Source organism: Plantactinospora sp. WMMB334 (assembly GCF_049179095.1).
Classification (GTDB): domain Bacteria; phylum Actinomycetota; class Actinomycetes; order Mycobacteriales; family Micromonosporaceae; genus Plantactinospora.
In genome coordinates this window covers 6,663,465-6,682,336 of record NZ_JBMHME010000002.1, presented here as the reverse complement: position 1 = coordinate 6,682,336, position 18,872 = coordinate 6,663,465, and the positions used below count along the sequence as shown (strand labels likewise).

At 67.6% G+C, this 18,872-nt stretch carries 16 protein-coding genes; 2 read left to right on the top strand and 14 right to left on the bottom strand.

Annotation, left to right across the window (positions count from 1 at the left end; translation table 11 throughout):
* Nucleotides 1-91: 91 nt before the first annotated feature.
* A complete protein-coding gene (locus ACN27G_RS28825) occupies nt 92-1,138 on the bottom strand; it encodes a tyrosine-type recombinase/integrase (protein WP_421490902.1) in 1,047 nt (348 codons plus the stop codon).
* A gap of 95 nt (nt 1,139-1,233) precedes the next feature.
* Between ACN27G_RS28825 and ACN27G_RS28820 the strand changes: the two genes are divergently transcribed.
* Together ACN27G_RS28820 and ACN27G_RS28815 are read left to right on the top strand one after the other, a co-directional pair.
* Nucleotides 1,234-1,671, top strand: coding sequence for a DDE-type integrase/transposase/recombinase (locus tag ACN27G_RS28820; protein WP_421497492.1), 438 nt, complete (start codon nt 1,234-1,236; stop codon nt 1,669-1,671).
* Between the two features lie 491 nt (nt 1,672-2,162).
* The gene (locus ACN27G_RS28815) at nt 2,163-3,515 is read left to right on the top strand and encodes a hypothetical protein (RefSeq protein WP_421495863.1); all 1,353 of its coding nucleotides are present in this window, start codon (nt 2,163-2,165) and stop codon (nt 3,513-3,515) included.
* Between the two features lie 248 nt (nt 3,516-3,763).
* Here ACN27G_RS28815 and ACN27G_RS28810 read toward each other — a convergent pair whose 3' ends face one another.
* The 13 genes from ACN27G_RS28810 to ACN27G_RS28750 form a co-directional block, all read right to left on the bottom strand.
* Nucleotides 3,764-5,071: an NUDIX hydrolase gene (locus ACN27G_RS28810; RefSeq protein WP_421495862.1), complete on the bottom strand. Its 1,308-nt coding sequence runs from the start codon at nt 5,069-5,071 to the stop codon at nt 3,764-3,766.
* A gap of 209 nt (nt 5,072-5,280) precedes the next feature.
* Entirely contained in the window at nt 5,281-5,778 is a 498-nt protein-coding gene (locus ACN27G_RS28805) for a hypothetical protein (RefSeq protein ID WP_421495861.1), read from the bottom strand.
* A gap of 362 nt (nt 5,779-6,140) precedes the next feature.
* On the bottom strand, nt 6,141-7,670 hold the full coding sequence (locus ACN27G_RS28800) for a carbohydrate kinase family protein (protein ID WP_421495860.1): 1,530 nt from the start codon (nt 7,668-7,670) through the stop codon (nt 6,141-6,143).
* Nucleotides 7,671-8,721: 1,051 nt separating this feature from the next.
* On the bottom strand, nt 8,722-9,492 hold the full coding sequence (locus ACN27G_RS28795) for a S1 family peptidase (RefSeq protein WP_421495859.1): 771 nt from the start codon (nt 9,490-9,492) through the stop codon (nt 8,722-8,724).
* Nucleotides 9,493-10,005: 513 nt separating this feature from the next.
* Nucleotides 10,006-10,899, bottom strand: coding sequence for a hypothetical protein (locus tag ACN27G_RS28790; protein ID WP_421495858.1), 894 nt, complete (start codon nt 10,897-10,899; stop codon nt 10,006-10,008).
* A complete protein-coding gene (locus ACN27G_RS28785; RefSeq protein ID WP_421495857.1) occupies nt 10,875-11,681 on the bottom strand; it encodes an ABC transporter permease in 807 nt (268 codons plus the stop codon). The genes ACN27G_RS28790 and ACN27G_RS28785 overlap by 25 nt, the downstream gene beginning before the upstream one ends.
* A gap of 95 nt (nt 11,682-11,776) precedes the next feature.
* Nucleotides 11,777-12,619: a class I SAM-dependent methyltransferase gene (locus ACN27G_RS28780; protein WP_421495856.1), complete on the bottom strand. Its 843-nt coding sequence runs from the start codon at nt 12,617-12,619 to the stop codon at nt 11,777-11,779.
* Nucleotides 12,616-13,488 (bottom strand): ABC transporter substrate-binding protein, encoded by an 873-nt coding sequence (locus ACN27G_RS28775; RefSeq protein ID WP_421495855.1) that lies wholly within the window; start codon nt 13,486-13,488, stop codon nt 12,616-12,618. The genes ACN27G_RS28780 and ACN27G_RS28775 overlap by 4 nt, the downstream gene beginning before the upstream one ends.
* Nucleotides 13,489-14,260: 772 nt before the next feature.
* The gene (locus ACN27G_RS28770) at nt 14,261-14,458 is read right to left on the bottom strand and encodes a transposase (RefSeq protein ID WP_421495854.1); all 198 of its coding nucleotides are present in this window, start codon (nt 14,456-14,458) and stop codon (nt 14,261-14,263) included.
* Nucleotides 14,455-14,637: a hypothetical protein gene (locus ACN27G_RS28765; protein ID WP_421495853.1), complete on the bottom strand. Its 183-nt coding sequence runs from the start codon at nt 14,635-14,637 to the stop codon at nt 14,455-14,457. Before ACN27G_RS28765 ends, ACN27G_RS28770 begins: the two co-directional genes overlap by 4 nt.
* Before the next feature lie 108 nt (nt 14,638-14,745).
* Nucleotides 14,746-16,206, bottom strand: coding sequence for a hypothetical protein (locus tag ACN27G_RS28760; protein WP_421495852.1), 1,461 nt, complete (start codon nt 16,204-16,206; stop codon nt 14,746-14,748).
* Nucleotides 16,207-17,020: 814 nt separating this feature from the next.
* Nucleotides 17,021-17,557, bottom strand: coding sequence for a hypothetical protein (locus tag ACN27G_RS28755; protein WP_421495851.1), 537 nt, complete (start codon nt 17,555-17,557; stop codon nt 17,021-17,023).
* Nucleotides 17,558-17,869: 312 nt separating this feature from the next.
* Nucleotides 17,870-18,766 carry an endonuclease/exonuclease/phosphatase family protein gene (locus tag ACN27G_RS28750; protein WP_421495850.1) on the bottom strand — a complete coding sequence of 299 codons (897 nt, stop codon included), beginning with the start codon at nt 18,764-18,766 and terminating at the stop codon, nt 17,870-17,872.
* Between the last annotated feature and the right edge of the window lie 106 nt (nt 18,767-18,872).

Here is an 18,872-nt window from a genome sequence, read left to right as displayed (position 1 = left end):
GGCCGGCGGTCCCATCCGTCCGAACCCTCAACGAGAGCAGCGTGGTCTACTGCAGACGATCCGCCGGTAGAAAGGCGTAGCGGCGCGGTGCTCATTGGCCGGTCCCGTCCAGCGCGGCGAGGGCAGCGACCCGCCACGCGTGCAGTTGTGACATCGACGCGGCCAACCGCGCGGACAGGTCCCGGCCGGACAGGTGGATATAGCGCATCGTCGACTCGGTGCTGCGGTGGCCCGCGAAAGTGGCGATCGCATGGATCTCCCAGCCCATCCGAGCCAGGTCAGTCAGGCACAGATGCCGCGTGGTGTGGGTGGAAAACCGCGGCGTCTGCGCGGCCAGCGCGATGCGCCGCACGACCTTCGACCACGTCCACAACGTCAGCGCCTGGCCATGATTGCGGCGCGACTCGGACAAGAACAACGCGCCGCGCATCCGGCTGACCGTCGCCCGGTGGGCCAGATACCCCGACAACAGCGCACCGGTCACCGCCGAGTAGGGCACCACCCGTTCCAACCTGTTCTTGGTCGTCTCTGCCCGCACCCGCACCATCCGGTGCCCTGGATCCAGATCGTCGGTGCGCAGCGAGCACAGCTCCTCCCGGCGCAGACCGCAGTCGTAGGCCAGCGCCAGCATCACCCGGGTGCGCGCCGACTCGCTCCGCACAACGTCCAAGATGGACAGCCACTGTTCATCGGTCGGAATCCACGGCAGCTTCGTCAACCGCGGCACCAGACCCCGCTGCCCACCGCCGAACGTGCGGCCCGCCGTATACCGGCCACGCCCGACCGGGTTCGACTGGCGCACTCCTTCCTCCATCAGGAAGTCGTAGAACAGCCGCACCGGCACCAGCCGCTGCTGGATCGTCGCGTTCGCCAGCCCAGCGCCCGACTCGATCGACACCACGTTGACGCCGAGACGGCCCGGCCGCCGCGTCAGCTCACGCACGTAGACCGCCACGTCCGCCCGACCCGCCGTCAGCGGATCGACGCCAAGCCGCTCACACATCTCCAGGTACTCGGCCAGCCCGCGCCCGTACGCGTCGATGGTGCGCGCCGCCCGACCCAGATCGACCCAGACCTGCAGCCACACCGCGGCCATCTCATGCCGGTCGAGTACCGGCCACCGCTCCACCAACTCCACGGTCGCTCAACGCCGCCACCACCCCAGCCGTGAGGCAAGAGTCAGCCACCAGACAGATTCCACATAACAGCAGATTCCACGTAACTTAGACCGTCATCGACCTGTACTCCCGGCACATCCTCGGCTACGCCATGGGCGACCGGCACGACGCCGGCCTGGCCGTCGCCGCGTTGAACATGGCCGCGGTCACCCGCGGCGGCAACGTCGACGGGGTGATCTTCCACAGCGACAGGGGCAGCGAATACTGCTCGGCCGACTTCGCCCGGGCCTGCGCCCGGTGGAAGGTACGCCAGTCGATGGGCCGGGTCGGCTCGTGCTTCGACAACGCCGTCGCCGAGGCCACCTTCTCCACCATCAAGGTCGAGTACGTCCACCGCCGTCACTTCCGCACCCGTACCGAGGCCCGGCTGAAGGTCGCCACCTGGATCACCGACTTCTACAACCGCCGACGCCGCCATTCCGTCTGCGACGGACGCTCACCAATCGACTACGAACGATCAACCACCCGCGTCCTGGAGAGCCAGGCCGCATAACCGAGTCCTCCACGATTCCAGGGGATTGACATGCGCCGCGTCCCCGTTCCTCGTAGAATGCCGACATTGGTGGCGAGGCAGGCGGTGGTGACGTGGGGGGGGAGTCGAGCGGCATCACGACGGCCGGGGCAGGCATGTCGAGCACGTGCTGGAGGATCGCGGCGGCGCGGCCAGTGGTGCTCGGGACGCCGCGCAGGTGGACCAGCGCCACCACGGGTGCCGGGACGGAGCGGCTGGTTGGCGCAGTGAGTGGCGCGCGGACCGAAGCCGGGTCGGCCGCCGAGGGGCTACCAGCGCGTTTCTGGACTGGCAAGGACAAGCTGCTACCAAGAGGCGTCGACTTCGCCCTGCCGACCGTTCGCGCTGGGCGGCGCGGCGGTGAGCACGCAAGGCGTTGGCTGCGTCGGCGATACTGATTGGACAAAGACGTGAGCGACTCATCGACGGTGCCTGCCGGCCGGAGGATCAAACGTGCTGCTCGTACATTCCGCGTGGGACCCGACCAGGTGATGGACGCGGCCTGCCGCTTTGTGGGCGGGTTCCCGCCGTCAGGTATGTCAGGTCGGGCGTTGCTGCAACGATTGCTGGAGCGCGTCGACCAGGTGCCAGTTGGAGCGTTGACCACCGCCGCCGATCTCTCCGATGCCGCCGAGGTTACCCCACGCCGTCGTGCCCGGACAATCCCGCCGCTGCCGGAATCGATCGTGGATGCCGTGGCTTTCATCGACGTCATGCTCGCCCGGTTGGGCCCTCACGATCTACGGATCGTCGCTGGCGAGCTTGCAATCGATAGGGCTACCGCCCTGCGGGCCGCGCTGCTGAGGTGGTCGCGGCGGCAGTCTGGAGACCAAACTCATGAACATCGGCTGGACGTTCTGGAGTCGTGCGTCTGGACCGAGTGGGGGCCGGATGATGTGGCGGTGCTCCGGTTCGCTATGCGCTTGCATCTGGCTGGCATCGGGGATGCCGTACTGCGCGCGAGTGAGTGGCAACCGACGTCGTTGCAGTGGTTGGCGTGGGGAAACGACGGACTGACCGCCGAGGTCCCCGTATCCGGCGCTCCCCGACCGCTCGAGGCGCACATCAACGTCCTGGACAACCATCTAGACACAGAACATGCACGCGCGATGTTCGCCGCCAAGGCCCGGTCGCGCCACCTCTACCGGTGGCGGGTCGGGTGGAAAGACGGCGACGAGACCTTCCGCTGTCACAGCAGCGACACGGAAGCCTCGCTGGACGCAGCCCGGTTCGGTGCCGAGACCACGATTCAGATGCTGGCAGAGGATTCTACCCGCGCGCGAATGCGGTTCACCGGGACCCTGTTGATTCCCCGTACCGAAGCGGTCCGAAACAGTGACGGGCGCGTGGTCGATTTACGGCGGATCCTCGTGGCGACGATGAACCAACGCCGATGCGAAAGGTGGAGCCCGGTACCGGTCGGCGTTGGGTGGTCGATGCGCCCTCATCGCACGGCCGACGCCGACCTGGGCAGCGTCGTCGCCGCCTTGTTCCAACACATTGGCGTGCCCTGGCCGAACCGCAGCGATGCCGCCTGCGCTGCTGACGTTGGCTCTCGGGAGTTTGCCGCCTTCCTTGGTGCACACGCGATTGCGCTTACGCCACTTGCCCGATGCTATCTCGCCGGAATGGGCGACGCCGGTCCGGCTCTGCGTTCCCTCGCCGAGCGACATGCCGCTGGTATACGTGCCGTGATCAACAATGCCCGAACGGCTGGACATCTGGGCCTGGAGTTGCCTGCGTGGACCGACAACGGGCACTACGGACTGGTCGATATCGACCAACTGGAGTCCTACCTGACGACACCCCACCCGCCCGCAAGCTAACAGCACACCCTATCTTCGGCCAGTGGGTACTGCCGGGTAGGCGACGAGACTTTGACCCGCCGGCCCCGCAAGTCAGGACGTGAGTCACTTCGTCAAACTCGGGGCTTGACAGTGGCGTGGAAGCTCGCGGCCAAGATGGCGCCGGGCGCCGGTGCTGTGCACGACGGCGTCTGGCGGTACTCGGACATGGGTGTAGCCCTCCGATAGTTCTTCCCCGGCCAGGAGGTGTTGAGCTGCCCAGACGCGGATCACTGCTCGTGTTGGTCGGGTACGGCGGAGATCAGCACGGCATTGCTGCCGTCTTGGCAGCGGACGACCTGCACCCCGGTCGCGATGGCGTCAACCTCTCGCTCGTTCAGATCGACATGCACCAGCACCGGCAGGGTGTAGATCTCGTTATCGGCGACCGCCATCACGGTGCCTTCCACCAGGCGTAGGAAAGTCAGCGGTGGGCCGCCTCGCTCGGCGCTGTCGGACAGTGCATTGATCCCGTCACCCGTTCCGGAGGTGGCACCCGATGGCGTCGATGAGGGTCGCAGCCACTTGGGCGACTCTTGCCGACTGGCAGGGCTGCCGGGGCCAGGCGGGAACTCCCTCAGCGCGTCCTGAAGGCCCTGTACGGCCAGCGCGGCGAGCACGGTCGCGTGCTGGTGGCGCCGAGGCGCACTGTTCGCAAGGAACCCCTTCGGGTCGACCAGGCATTGGGCGAGCACGGCGGCGCTCCACGTGCAATGGTAGGCGGTGTCCTGGGGCTTACCGTGCCAGTCCAGGGCGAGATTATCGGTGTGCCCCGGCGTGTCGGTCAGCAGCTCGTGCGCCGCCCGCAGGTTTGCCGCCGCGTCCGTGAGCAGTTCGACGAGGCGTTTCGAACCGATCGTCTGCGCTAGGCGGCCGGCGGCGTAGGAGGCCCACTGGGCGGCGAGGTGTGCCCGGTACGCTGGTCGGTTGACGCCCGTGTCCATGGCGTCAGACTCGTGTAGATCAGCAGGTGGATTCGTCAGCTGTCCCGAGGTACGCAGCTGTTCGAGCCGTGGCAGGACTAGGGCCAGCGATCTGCGCAGGAAAGTCGTCATCGGCAGGCTTTCCCATAGCCTGTCCAGCCGCTGTGGATCGAAATATTCGGTCCGGGCGATCTCCTGTCTGTCGATCGTCACCGGGCCATTGTGAAACCCAAAGAGGACCCCGACCCACCGTCGGCGTTCCGGTGAGTAGAACCTACCCAGCAGTTCCAGGCGGACCCTTATGCCCAGCTCTTCCCAAGTCTCCCGTTCGCCCCCGGTCACGTACGTCTCTCCGCTGGTCAAATGACCAGCCGCCGAGCCAGACCAAAAAAGTGGATAGTCGGGCTTGCTTGCAGCGCGCATGTGGAGCAGGAGCCGACCCGAGCTATCGGCGAGCATCACGAATGCGAAACGCAGGATAAGATCCTGTGGGGAGCGTGCGGCTTCGGCGATCTGCCCGACTACCTCGTCATGTGCGTCTACCACGTCTAGCATGACCGGAGCGTTCAACTCTTCTCGTAAACTTTCTTTATCGCCTTGCGTGGCTTCAGTCATCTGCTAACGGCCCTTCTCGGTTAACAAAGCTGGGGTCCATTTTGGGACCTCCGGTACCAATCTTTGCGGTAGCCGTAGGGTTGTCGTCATTTCGTCGTGCTCTAGCCCACCTGGCTGTTACCATCCTGATGGGTAACCGAATTCCGGTATCGCCGATCAGCAACGCGCGCTGGAGTTAGGGCGGCGGCGAACGTGGTTGACTCCGGCGGTTATTCTGCCGTTACGGCGATGGCGTAGCCGGTCATCCACCCGGTGACCGCGATGGTGAAGCCGACCGCAGCCCAGAGCGGGCGGTATCGCCGGGGTCCGATGTAGATGGCGATGGCGATTACTCCTGTGCCGGTCAAGCCGCCGTAGAACGGGGCCGCAGCCGCGATGTGCTGCCCTTGGGGGGTGCAGATGAACGCGGAGGCATCGGAAGAGCAGGGATCACTGGCCATCGGAAACACCGCTGCCGCAACCACTGACGTCAGGGCTATCCCGCCGAGCGTGAACGCGATTGCCAACTGGCTGAGCACCCTCACCCACGTTGGCAGGCGGTCCTCGACCAGGAGCGGCACCATCTGTTGTCTCACCGCGTGGTGCTCCGCGCCTAGGCGAAGTTGATCCGTCAGCACTCTGTCATCAGGTGGGCCGGCAGTGCTGGTATCCGGGCTGTGACGACGATTCGCGGGTGTGTTTGCTCGGTTAAGCCAGAGATCGGCCATGCCGGGGTTGCCTCCAAATGACGGTCAAAGGCGTTGTCGTGAGCGGGCAGACCGCTAACCGGTGCAAGATGACGCCGAATGGTGGTGGTCGTTGATCCGCCGGAGGTAGGCACGGACGGTACAGCTCTAGGCCGGCCAAGTAGACCGGTCCCGCGAACCGGTCCGCGATCGGAAGGAGCTGCATACCGGGTATCTGGGCGGTCGACGTCGGCCCGGGTAGCGGAGCGGGGGCGCCGGGATATCGGCGCGATTGCTGCAACGTCTCTACGTCGGAAGTGACAGGATCTGGGCCGTCGATAAGAATCCCTGCGACGACCACAACGGCAGCGACCTCGCGTGGTCTGCATCGCCGCCTCGGTGGGCTAACCCGCATCGGAATGAGTCCTGTCCGGCCGGTGCTGCGCCGCCCACTCGGCTATGGCGTGCTCGGCCATGGCTGGGAAGTGGGAGAACCCGGACCGGCCGGGATGTTGAATGGCGTGACGGGCCAGTGCCATACCCATCCGTACGCCCTCGTTGACGCGCTCAGGTCCCCGGGCCGCTGCCGCCAACACTCCTGCGGCGAGGATGTCGCCAGCGCCGACGCTGTCGGCGACATCTTCCGGCTGCAGCGGTATATGCCTGTGGGCCGTGCGGGTCAGCCGGTCGTCTCGCAGTCGGTAGACGGTGGCCCCGGACGGGCTCTTGACGATGACCACCGCGCCGGCGGGCATCCGGTGCAGGAGTCGGTCGACGACCGCTCCGCCACGGTCCTGCGAGCGGCCCAGGGCACGCATCTCGACGCCGGTGAGTATGAGGTAGTCGGCGAGTCGAAGGATGCCGACGACGGCCCGCTGGGTGGAGGTACTCCACACGTGGCCAGGATCGACACAAATACGCAAGCGCCTGTTACGGCGCCGCGCCGCTCGCAGCACGCCCAGCAGACGCTCGGCAGCCTTCTCGTCGAGGAACGAGGTGACGTGAACGACGGCGGCGCCCGCCAAATAGTCGACAATCGCCGCTCGATGTTCGTCGATGTGGTCAGACATGTAGATGTTGGCGCCCTCGTGAGTGATCAGCGTCCGGTCACCACCTGTGGTGATGGCCAGACAGATACCGGCCAGCTCGCGTCGCTCCATGACGAAGCGGTGGTCCACCCCCAGGCCCGCGAGCTGCCGCGTGTGGTTGACCCGGGCTGGTGACGCGCCCGCCACCCCGACATATCCGAGTCGCAGCCCCAGACGGCACGCGGCGAGAGCGACCAGCGCGTTGTAGGCGGATCCGCCGGGCCGGGCATGTCTACGCAGAGGATCGGCGATCTCGATCGCGGTCCGGATGACGCTGGCGCTGACCCGCCGCTCCGTACCCGGCGCCGTCGGAGATCCGATCACCGCGTTCATCCCTGCCAACAGCGGAGACACCCGCCCGGCTGCTCGGTCCGGTACCACGCAGTCGACATTCAAAGCACCGATCCCCACCACCACGGCGCTCGACTCAGAATCCACAGCTGTGCCCCCATTCATCCGATCGTTTTGTCGGCGGGCCACCCGAGGCCACAGCCGGGCCTGGTCCTTCGCTCGTGGTTGGTCCTCCTGCGGAGGCCGCCACCCGCGCGGTCGTCGAGGGATCCCGGCCGTGTCCAGCCGGCTGCGCACGTAGGAAGACGAGACACGCAGGTCATCGGCGATGCGATCCAGGGTGTGGAACCTCTGGGTGTAACGGCTGATGATGTCCTCATCCGGGGGAGCTGTCCGCCTGTGCTTGAGACGACGGCCCCCCTGCCTGGGCACCTCCACCCCGGCCAGCTTGAGCCGTCTACGGACGTAGTCATAGCCATGGCCAATGGTGGCCGCCACCTCGGCGACCGACTGGATGGTTCGATACAGACTGGCGATGGCGAGGATCTCCGGCATGTTTTCGCCGGGTAGTTCTGGCCCCACCTCTCCAGGAAGTTCTGGACCCATCGCCTGCATCGCAGAGGACTTCATCAATTGGCGCTCCAACTCCAGTTGGCCCCGCCCGTCCCAATCCCTGGAACAGCCTGCCGCCGGCCCAGGAAGCTCCGCTGAGCCGGAGCTCGACGATCGCGGTCGGTGTGTCGCCTGCTGGACGGCGGCGCCGGGGCACAGGGCTCGATGGCAAGCCGGTCGAAGACCGGCGCGGCAGCGCTCTCGGCAGCAAGTCGCACGGGACGTGGGGCCACGATGACGCCGCGCGGCATCGAGATCGGTGTGGAGCCTTCAGTTTCTGGAGTTGAGGCAGTGGGTCCGGAATTCGCTGGAGTAGTGGGGCCAGAACAAGTCGGCGAGAACACCGGCATCTCAGCGATCGACTGGACGGTTCCGTGCGGGCTGGCGTCGGCCCGGACCTCTGGGTCAGGTTTTCTCGTGTCCATGTAGATCGTTTCTCCGTCTACTACGGCTGCGGGCAGCGAGACTCGGTCGGCGATCAGGTTGCCGTCGGCGACGGCGACTGTTCGCTCGGCCAAGCGTTGTTACATCGGCGCGGGTGTAACCGGCGGCCCGCGCTCACCGGCCGTGAGGCCGCGCTGCCGATATCGCCCTGCTGGGGGGCGACACTGTCGGCTGTAGGGGTGCGGCCGGCCCACCCCCGGGGGTGGACGGGCCGGCCGCTGGCCAGCGACGGGCAGGAGATCATGCTCCCCGTAAGGGCGCTGGCCGTAATCGGCGGATCGGGCCGAGTGTAGGGGTGGTCATCTACTCTCCATATCCGGCCGGTCGGGTGTAGGTCTTGCGGGGGACAGGGGTTGTGCACTCGCTGGGCGTCTTCGTGATCGGTTTGGGTGCGGAACCGACTCGTCGCACTCAGATTTGGAGACCCCGCAAGAAGCGTCGGATGTCGTGGGTGCCGGGCAGATCGCCGCCCCGGCCACCCCTGCGGGGTAGATCAGTTGAGCCGTACGGCCCGGCCCGACCACAGGGTTGGGCCGGGCCGCACGGGTGTTCAGGAGGTCAGGTTCTGCTCGGGCACGGCGTGACGACCGTCTGCCCAGTCGTTGGCGACCGTCCTCAAAATCCAGTACAGGTAGGCGCCCACGTCGGTGTAGATGGTTCGGCCTGGTCCCGGGCTGACTGTGCGGCTGGCGATCCCGACTGCAAACCAGCGCCCGCGGATGCGTTGCAGGGCGGGGCCACCGGAGTCGCCGAGCCACACGCCGGTGCCGGCCGGGCTGTCGAGGCACAGCTCGCCGGCGGTGATGGCGCCCGCCGCACACTCGCTGGGCTTGAGGAGCACGACGTCCATCTCCTGGAGGTGCGTTGGCGTGGCCGTCCCGTCGACCGACGTGAGTCCCCAGCCGACGAGCTTCACCGGGTCATGCCGGTTGGCGCGGGGCAGGATCGGGAAGCCGTTGACGGGCACGCTTCGGTCCAGGCGCAGGAGGGCGATGTCGCCGTCCCTGCCGACGTCGGGGGTCATGCCCCAGTCCCAGTCCTTGTACGTGGCGATCGCTGTGACGTACGCGACGACACCGCCGGTTGACTGGTCGGCCGAGCCGATACGCAAGCGGAACAGTTTCGGATCCTTGATCGTCGTCGAGTTGTACTCGGTGACGCAGTGCGCGGCGGTGGCGACCACATCGCGCCGAGGACCGATGTTGACGACATAGGCGCCGCAGGTGTGCCAATGCGGGTCGTGGGCCACGTTGTGGATCTGGAGACTTGCTGTGGCCGGGTACGGGGTCGGCAGCGGTACGGGTTGACCGCCGACGATCATCGGGGTGATGGGGTGGCCGGGCGGGCCGCCGGGGGTGGTCCCTCCACCCGGAGGGGGTGGGAAGGGACGGTACGTGACCGTCGGCCCGTCGATGGTCGGCTTGCCGGTCTCGGCTGCTGCTGGTGCGGCAGCACCGAGGAGGCCGAGGAGCATCGCCGCAGCGACGACGCTCCGAATCATGCGGTACAAAGTGCACCTTTCTGAGGTGATTCAGCGGGTTGAATGCGCTCCGTGAGGAGCGCCCTGCCCTGGGACCCCGCTGGTTTGTCGCAGGGCAGAGGCTTCGGCGGGAGCGGGCTATTCGGTCGGTCGGAACCACCGCTGGCGGCACTGGCGTCTGCCACCGGTGTGCCATGCAGCCGCCCGAACCGTCATCAAGGAGCGTGCAGTCCGCTCGCTCTGCGGTAGTGCGTGGCAGTACCGCGACGGGTATCCCGGAGCTGGCGGCCCGTCGGCGACCGGTCGGCGGTGCCGGGCGGGATGAGGCACCGGCCGAATCTGGTCATGGGGACATCAGTGCCGCTGTGGTGGTGAGGCCAGCGGCAGGACAGAGGGGTGGCGAGGGCCGCAGCCGAGCAGCAGGTGCGCGGCGGCGGTTGGCCGGTGAGGTAGCTGACCGACCTGGAGCCACTCCTGCCCTCGACGGATGTAGCCGAGGTCGGCGAGGCCCATCGCGATTCGGGGCATCACCTCCGGACCCCACAGCAGGACGGTGTGTTGAGCGTCTTCGCCGACCGCCTGCAGAGCGTTGGCGGACCGGTACGTCAGCAGTGCGGGATGGTTGCGCAGCGGAGTGGTCCTCCCCTGCCGGGTCGCCAGACGAGCCATGTTCGCTTCACGCCAGCGGTGCATCGCTGGGCGTCGGCGGCTGCCGTCCGGCCAGTCCAGGCGTTCTAGTTCCCGGCGGACGTGCGCGTCAGCCCAGCGCAGGCCGGTAAGGTTCACCAGCTCCGAGACAGTGACCGTGTGCGGACACCAGTCCGCCTCGGGACGTAACCCTTCTCGCGCGTCGACCCAGCCCAAGACCCCGGCCCGCGCGATGCTGAGCACCTGCCACTGACTGATCTGCTCAGCCAGCTCCATATCACCCGGGCGGGGCGCCGTCTTCTTCTCCGACTCCGACGGGGGCACGAACAATCCCTCGTAGTGGATTTGCGACCGGCCGACCCTGCCGCGACGAGCGATGGTGCGCAGGCTCAGGTAGTAGACCATCTCGCCTTGGGGACAGACGCCGACCACGGTCACCCACCGATCGGTCGCCGGGTCCTGGTAGTACCAGACCGCTGATTGCAGACTGCGGCGTGGTCGTATGCGCAAGGCGTCCACCCGGCCCTGCTCCTTCCAATGCTGAAGTGGCGCGAACGGAAACGGCATGCGGACGTCTATGCGGTGGTTTCCGATGCCCATGCGAGCATCGACCGCTCGATCGCGACGAGGCCGAAGAAGAGGCTGGTACTCATCAGGGCTAGGAGGCTGATCGCGGCAAACGCCGTCGGGGTGTCCGCCGTCGTACCAGCAGTGAGAATGACAGTTCCCAGCCCACTGTTCGAGCTGGCCAACTCGGCCACCACGGCTCCGATTACCGCCAGCGTGACTCCGGCTTTGAGTCCGACGAGGAACTGCGGCAACGCCCACGGGAAACGAATCTTCACGAATTTCTGCCAGCGGGAGGCGGACAGGGAGTGCGCAAGCTCGGCCAACTCCCTTGGAGTGGATGTTAAGCCCGCCGCCGCAGCCAACATGATCGGGAAGAAGCTGATTACCATGACCATCGCAATCTTTGGCTGCGCCCCGAACCCCAGCCAGACGACCAGCAGCGGAGCAACGGACACCTTAGGCACCGAATGGAGCGCCACGAGGATTGGCATGACCGCTCGCTCGACCGTCCTCGACGTGGCGATCAGAGCAGCCACGATTAGCCCCGACGCTGTGGCCAAGCCGAACCCAGCGAGGGTGATGCCGGCAGTCGCCGCAGTCTCCTGGAGCAGATAGCCGGGTGCGGCGAAGAACGCGTCAGCGACGTCGATCGGGGACGGCACAAAGAACGGGTCGACCGCGAACATCGCGGTAGCCAGCCACCAGCAGCCGACCATGCCAGCCAGCGCGCCAACAGGCAAAAACCTGCCCAGCAAGACTCCCGCCGAACACTTCGGGCGCTTCTCACCCAGCGTCGTCTTGATCAATCTCATGAGTACCCACGTCCTCGACGGCCTACCGGTCACACTGCAGCGCCGGTGGGCGAGCGCTCATCCGATCCGGATCGCGCCCGCCCACCGGGCTGCGGTCACCCCGGACGCCGCCCACTCGTGATGTACAGCGGATGACCGTGTATCACCAGGCCGGGATCGTGCAGGAGCGCCAGCAGGTTGTTGAGTTGTAGGTCGGTCATGCCGGCAGCGAGCAGGCGGGGGCGGACTTGTTTGACGATTGCTGCGACGAACCGGGTCCCGGCGCTACCGCCGGTCCAGTACTCGCCGCTGAAGTGCGTCTGCACATCCACCAGGCCCGCGGACACCATCACGGTGTGTATCCGCCGAGCCCAGCCGCGGTCAGTGCCGGCCGCGTCGAAGACCACTTCTCCCACGGTCCGCTGATAGGTCGCGTAGAGGTCGGCGGCGTTCTCACTGGGAGCGGCCACGATGATCTCTTGGCGGTCACGCAACGGCGCCCAGTCCGCGACCATGAGGGTTCCGTCGTACGCGAGGCCGTCCACCAGGCGGTGGAGGATGGCTTCACGCTCCGGCAGGTGGCTCAGAACGAGTCGGGCAACGATCAGGTCGTAGAAGTCGCCGGGCAGTGGGGCGCCGCTACGGATGTCGTGCTGGACCCGGACGAGACGCGGGTGGTCGGGGATCTGGTCTGGATCCGTGTCGATCGCGTACACGCGACCGTCGTCCCCGACCTGGTCGGCGAGCCGCATGGCGATGCTGCCGCCGCCGGAGCCGACATCGGCGCACGTGGCGCCGATCCAGTCGGTGCCGATCGAGTCGCCCAGCTCCGCCAGACGTGCCATGGTGACCGGATCGAGCAGTTCGGCCAGCGCCGCGTGGTGGTCGGGCGAATGAGCATCCGCATTGCTCATCGGGTACGGATCGGCGGTGGGGTGCGAATCCGGGATCGCCGTCATCGGACCCCACCGCCGACGATGTCGAAGTTGACCACCTGGCCGGCCAGGCTGGCTGCCGACCCGTCGGGCAGAAGCCCGGCCGCTTGGAGCACCCCCACGCCCCGCACCATTCGCTCCTCCCCGATGGCGCCGACCGGTGCGCCGGACGCCGGGATGACGTAGTTGCGCATGAGCGTGAGCTCAGCGGCGGCCAGCTTGGCGTCCTGGCCCGGGACTGCCTGCGCCAGGATCCCGCCCGCCTCCCCCGGATGATCCACCGCGTACGCCGCGCCCTTGAACAGCGCGGCGGTGAACCGCCGAACCAGATCAGGGTCCTTGGCGACCAGCTCCTTCTGGACGACGACCACACCGCCGAACAGGTCACGCAGGTAGTCGCTGTACGGCAGCACCGACGCCGGCCGGTTCGCCGCAGCATCTTCCACACCCGGCTTACCGAACAGGAAGATCCCGATCCCGTCGACCCGCCCACTCGCCAGGAGCGTGTTGAGTCCGCTCGCCTGCCCGTACTGCCACCTGATCTTTTTCTCGTCGATCCCCGCCAGCCGGGCGTAGGCCGGGAACAACGCCGCCGGCGCCGCCCCCTTGACGGTCGCCAGTGTGCGTCCCTCCAGACTCCGGGGAGTCGTGATACCCGCCTCCTGCAAGGACACAATGGAAAGCGGCGTGGACTGATGGACCGCTCCGACGATCTGGAAGGTCGTATCCGGGTCCTCTGCCTTGCCGTATCTGACGAGCGCCCCGGCAGCATCTACGACCGTGAATTGCGCCTTGCCAGACCGGATCGCCGTGTGGTTGTAGTCACCCGCCCGACCCGGCTCGATCTCCACCTCAAGCCCAGCCTCCGCGAAGAAGCCCTTCGCGTTCGCCACAAACGCGTAGGCGTCCCGTCCCTGGGTGCCAAACGTCGTAACGAACCGGACCTTATCGACTCCACCCCTGGGCCCCGACGTGCCACCGGAACTGCTACAACCTGAGGACAGCAAGGGGACGCCCGAGGCGAGACCGGCACCAGCGAGTAGCGAGGCCTTCGCGAATGCGCGGCGAGTGAACCCCGGCGTTATGACGCCGGCGGATGGATAGCTCGGGCGACTCCGTCGGTGAATCGATGGCTCCCTGGCCAGCACTGCTGTTGGCATTTTCTGGATCCTTCCGGGCACACAGTTGATAGCCGGACGGCGAGCTTTCATCCGGCGGCAAGGCAGGGAATACGCCGAACCGCCGCGCCCAATCTGGTGGATCTCCAGGAATCGCCGACGGTCCGATGCCGTACACAACCAAACACGAGATCAGCTAGGGATGGAAGGCCGTCAAATGGGCGTTTGGCGGGGCGCGAACCGGGCCTCTAATTGGGTGCTGGACGGGTTTCTTTCTGGGCGCGAGACGGGCGTTTAACATGGCGTGCGAGAGCTACCCGCATCGTCGCCGGTGATCTTGAGACCACGGAGGGAGTAGCTGGCATCCTCCTGCTCGACCGGGCCAATGGTCGTTGACGGCCCTGACGTGCACTTGAAGAGATCGGCGGGTGGGATTGCGGAACCACGGGTGCCGCTGCTTGCCGACGGGTAGCAGCGGATGCATACGGCGGGCGGCTTCACTGCGCGGCGGACTCAGTCAGCGAGCGTGCCGGTCTTACTGCCGGCTTCATCGTGATGGACGATCACGACGGGGGTGCACGACGCGGATCCGTACCGCCAGAGCCGCCGCGGCGTCGCGGGCGGCCTGGCCGGCGGCGGTGGCCTTCCAGTAGTAGAAGCTGGACCGGACGATGTTCAGGATTCGGCACAACCGCTTCACTCCGTAGCGTGCCTGGTGGTCGGCGACGAACTGGAAGCGGTTCACCAGCGCGTCTCTCCGGCGAAATACCGGGCCGCCTTGCGCAGGATGTCGCGTTCCTCTTTCAACTCCCGCACCCGGCGCCGCAACGCGGCGTTTTCCTGCTCGACCGAGCCGGACGCCTCACCCGCCGCAGAGACGGCTCGCGCGGACCGCGGACCGCTGCGGCGCCTGCCCGCGCTCACTGCTGGGGGCCGGGCTGTTTTTGGCAGGAATCGGCGACAGTGTGCCTGTCCGCTGTGGGTCGGTGCCGCCGGCCTGAGGAGCACGGCCCCGGCGGCTGGGCATCCAAGTCATCGGCGGGGCATCCGGCACGTAGGTACGAGGGTGCGATCACCAGCGACCCAAAGGGCGCCGGCGCCACTCTGACCCGTGGGATCGCTGGCAAGCATTTCCCAGAGCCGGGCCCTGAGCCGTGCGGAGTCTGGAACCGCTGCCGTCTGCCTGACGGCTTCCTCCGCGTCGACGCGGGCCTGCTCTGTGTCGCCGAGAAGGAATCGAGCCCAGGCGAGGCTGATCTGACTGTAGACACGTGCGCGGCGCAGCGTCGGGTCCGAGATGGCCAGCGCCTTGACGGCCTCGATCTCCGCGCGTTTCGCGAGATCCGGGGCCTGGGCCGGAAAGGCGGACGCCAGGTGCAGGTACGCGTCTGCCGTTTCGCGGTGCAGATCGGCGTCGGTTGGGTGCGGAAGAGTGCCAGGTGGCGGCGGTGACTGCGTCTCGGCGCGTGACTCGGCGCGGAGATCAGCGGCGAGGCTGATCATGCCTCGTACCTCCCTAAGGCCAGTCGTGCCCGTTGCTGTGAGGGCCTGGGCCTTGAGATTCCACAGCATTGCCTTGACACGTTTGCCATGGGCGTGCGCGTCGGGCAGCACGCTGACCGCGAGGTCAATCAGCCGCAGGGCGGCGTGCGGCTGGTCCAGGGATCGTAGCTGGCGGGCCAGGTCCGCCAGGATGCATACACTGCTGAAGGGCCCGTGCTCGTGGGTGGACTCGCGTGCCGCCTGGAGTCCGTAGGTGGCGTACTGCTGGGCTGGTCCCTCCAAGCCGCTGTCGTGGCACATACGGCCGACGACAGCGGCGAGTGTGGCGACCACCGCGAGCAGCCGGTTCCCGGTCGCGTCGTCGTAGCTGGCCGTGTTGAGGAGGTCCACTGCGGACTTGAGGTGCCCGACCGCGGCGTCACGCGATACCCTCGCGCCGAACTCGGCATTAGCCGCGATCAGCCGTGCCGTGACGTGCTCGATTCCCTCGACGGCCTCCACACCGACACGCTCTGATCCCTTACTGGTTGAGGGTGGTAGTCGGACCGTGTCGGCGTCGCACCAGCGACTGATCGCGTCGACGAGCTCGGATCCGTCGGTGACCGCCGCCAGGCTGGGCAGCGTGGAGCCGTCGCACAGCATGTCGCGTCGCACGAAGGTCGCCAGCTCGTCCAGTGTTCGTATGGCGACGAACGGTTGGCGGTGTGCGGGAAGCTGCCTGGCGCCGTTGCGTGTGTCGGGCCAGATCAGCGACGGTGGGACGTCGGTCCCCCATGCACTGCTGAGCGCCTTGGCGACAAGGTCGGGCCGGTCACAACCGCCGCCCTGCAACCATCGCGCGACACGCCTGTGGTCGTAGCTGAGGTCGAGGCCGTACTGCTGTCGCCCGAAGTCGTTTATCGCCTCGGCGGCATGCGTCATGGATGTGTACCCCGCGCCTTTCAGCAAGACGGCGAGGACCTGGTTGACTGCGTTTGCCGGGACAATCACCTAACGCCCCCTTAGCCGCTTCGGCGGCGGAGGTCGCCGGCCGCCGAGGAAATGCCACCGCCCGGCGGTGATGCGCGGCAGTACAAGCCCAGTCGCCCATCTCCGGTTCATGCGCAGGAACCCGTGCTCGCGAAGGCGGACGTCGAGGCCGGGAACATGCCCGACGCCCCACACGAGGACCACGTCGCCGTGGGCGGCCAACACACCGGCGACCGCGACGGCGTGACGGTCGTCGAGGATGGCCGCGTCCCCCGGCCTGGCTGTGGCCGGCCGGCTTGGACAACCGCCGCTCGCATCATGGCCGTGATCGTTCGCTGGTACCGGTCGGCGGCGGCCGCATCATCGGGATCCCAGTCCGCCAGGCGGATCGTCTGCCGTACCAGGTCGGCCATGACCGGACCCGCCCTACGGATGATCTCCAGGTCGCTCAGGTCGACGGCCCGCCACCGCGGTGCGCTGGCGTACCGCATACCGGGACGCTGATCGGTCCAGCCCAGCCTGGCGACACAGGCGGCGTCCATCTCCCGGGTCCGACGCAGAGCGCCGAGGAGCCGCCGTTCCTCTCGGGCGGTGGCGGTCTCGTCGCTGGGGACGTCGCCCGGTCCCTCGCGCTGCACCACGGCGCCGTCGACCTCGCAGGCCTCAATGACCGTCCGTAGGCGGTGGTAGTACGCAGGCGTCCCGACGGGGAAAGTGCCCACCAGCGTCACCCGCTGGCCGGGGTCCGGGTCGCGGTGCCGGTGGATCGGCGTCTGCAACCGCCGCAGCGTCAACCGGCCCGGTGGCTCGTGCGGGGATGACACACCGAAAACCGTCACCTTGTTCTCCGCTCGAGCGGGGCACGAAGGCGGTGTTCCTGTGGGGACCCCACGCTTGGGGGACGCTGCCGGGGAATCCGTCGCGACCCTGCCAGCTTGGCCGGCATCAAGGCGAGGCATTCGAGTGCCTGCCGGAACAGGTCGCCGGAATCGGCGACGGCGCCGACGGCTGCCGCCCGGGTTTGCTCCGGAATGCCGGCCGGCGAGTGGATGTCCCACCACAGGTGATCGGTGAGCATCGCCGCGGACCACCCGTAGCGGAAGGCCAGGGCGGCAGCGTCGCGTTGTTCGGTGTCGGTGACCGCCGCAGCAGCGTCGCTGGCAGGCCTCCTGCCGGTGGCAGGGGCGGTGATCAGGGCGTGGGCCGTGTCGAGGAGCACGGTCGCGTCGCCGAGTACCCTGCTGACCTCGGTGCTCCCGTACGCCAGAGCGCTGTAGTGGATGGCGAGCCGGGCGCATCGGAGGGCGAGTTCCACACGATCGGCAAGCCCCGTCATCGCGGTGTCCGTGGCCGTCACCGACACAGCGGTCACCCCTGGTGCTCGTGTTTGCGTCACGACACATCCCGCGGCGCTCGGCCAACGACTTCCACGGCCGCGGCGGGACTCGGTGTAGCCGCCCAGGTGTTCGCCAGCCCGCGCACCGAAGGGACGGGCGAAACCGACAGCAGCCCGCCGCCACGGCTGGCGAGACCCCGCCTGGTCGAGACCCCGACCGGATGCCACGGCCCTGGCCAGGATCGGATCGCCGCTCCCGCGATCAACCTCATGACGGTCGACATGCCCCTTTCGTGTCACCTCGCGGACAACCCGCGAGGAGGCTTACCGCCTGCCTGCGGCGACGTCTTAGGGCCGGATGTCGACGACGCCCGGCCGGTGGTCCGAGGCGCTACGGATCAACGCGCTGTCAGGCACCGTGTAGGCGATGACCATGTCCTCCACAGGTCTCTCCTCCTGACCATGTGCGGACAGAGACAGCCACCGGTCCAAACGCCGCCGACCGTTGCGGTCCGTCGGCCGATGACCGGTCGTCGGCGCCCACGCAACGCCGGCCGCGACCGCGACGTCGACGAACCCCGCGTCGGCGAATTGCAGATCGGGAGTCCGGTCGGTCGGGTAGCCGATCTCCGGCAGCTTGTCCCCCCACGCCGCCCGCTGCCCGGCGGTGACGGCCTCGGCGGGGTCCGGGTCGTAGTAGGCACCATCCACGGTCCGGGCGCCGGGGGCGTTGAAGTCGGCGCCGAGCCAGGTGGGGTACCGCCGGTCAGCAGCGAGGGTATCGGCGACAACCTTCGCCTCGTGCCGGCGCTGGTCCCGGCCGTCCGACGGCGGCCCGTGATAGGTGGCGACGACGTGCCTGCGACCGCCGATGTCGAGGGTGACCCAGACCAGTGCGTGCCACAACAGGCCACCCGTGACCGTCCCCAACGAGCCAAGGACAGCCTCAATCCCTGGACTCCACATCAGGCCCACCGCAAGACGGTGGTGCCGGCCAGGCGCTGCCGCCACCCCATGCCGGCCGCCGCCGGCGTCGCATCGCAACCCGGTCACCGCAGCGAGATGGCGCAACCCCCGGCTCGCGGCACTCCAACTGCCGCCGACGACCTCCTGCACAGCGACGATCGCCGGACCACCGGAGACCATCTCCCCGATGACCTGCTCAACCTCGGCGTACCGGCGGTGCTCACCGTCGCGACGGTAGGTTTCGAGGTTGTACGTGATGAGACGCAGACCGTCGATCACGTCGCCACCAACCCTTCGGACGCCGACGGTCCCGGGAGCCTGTCCGGCCGCTGCTCACGGCCCAGGTCAACGCGATTAACAGGCGCCACGGACGCGGGCGTTGACA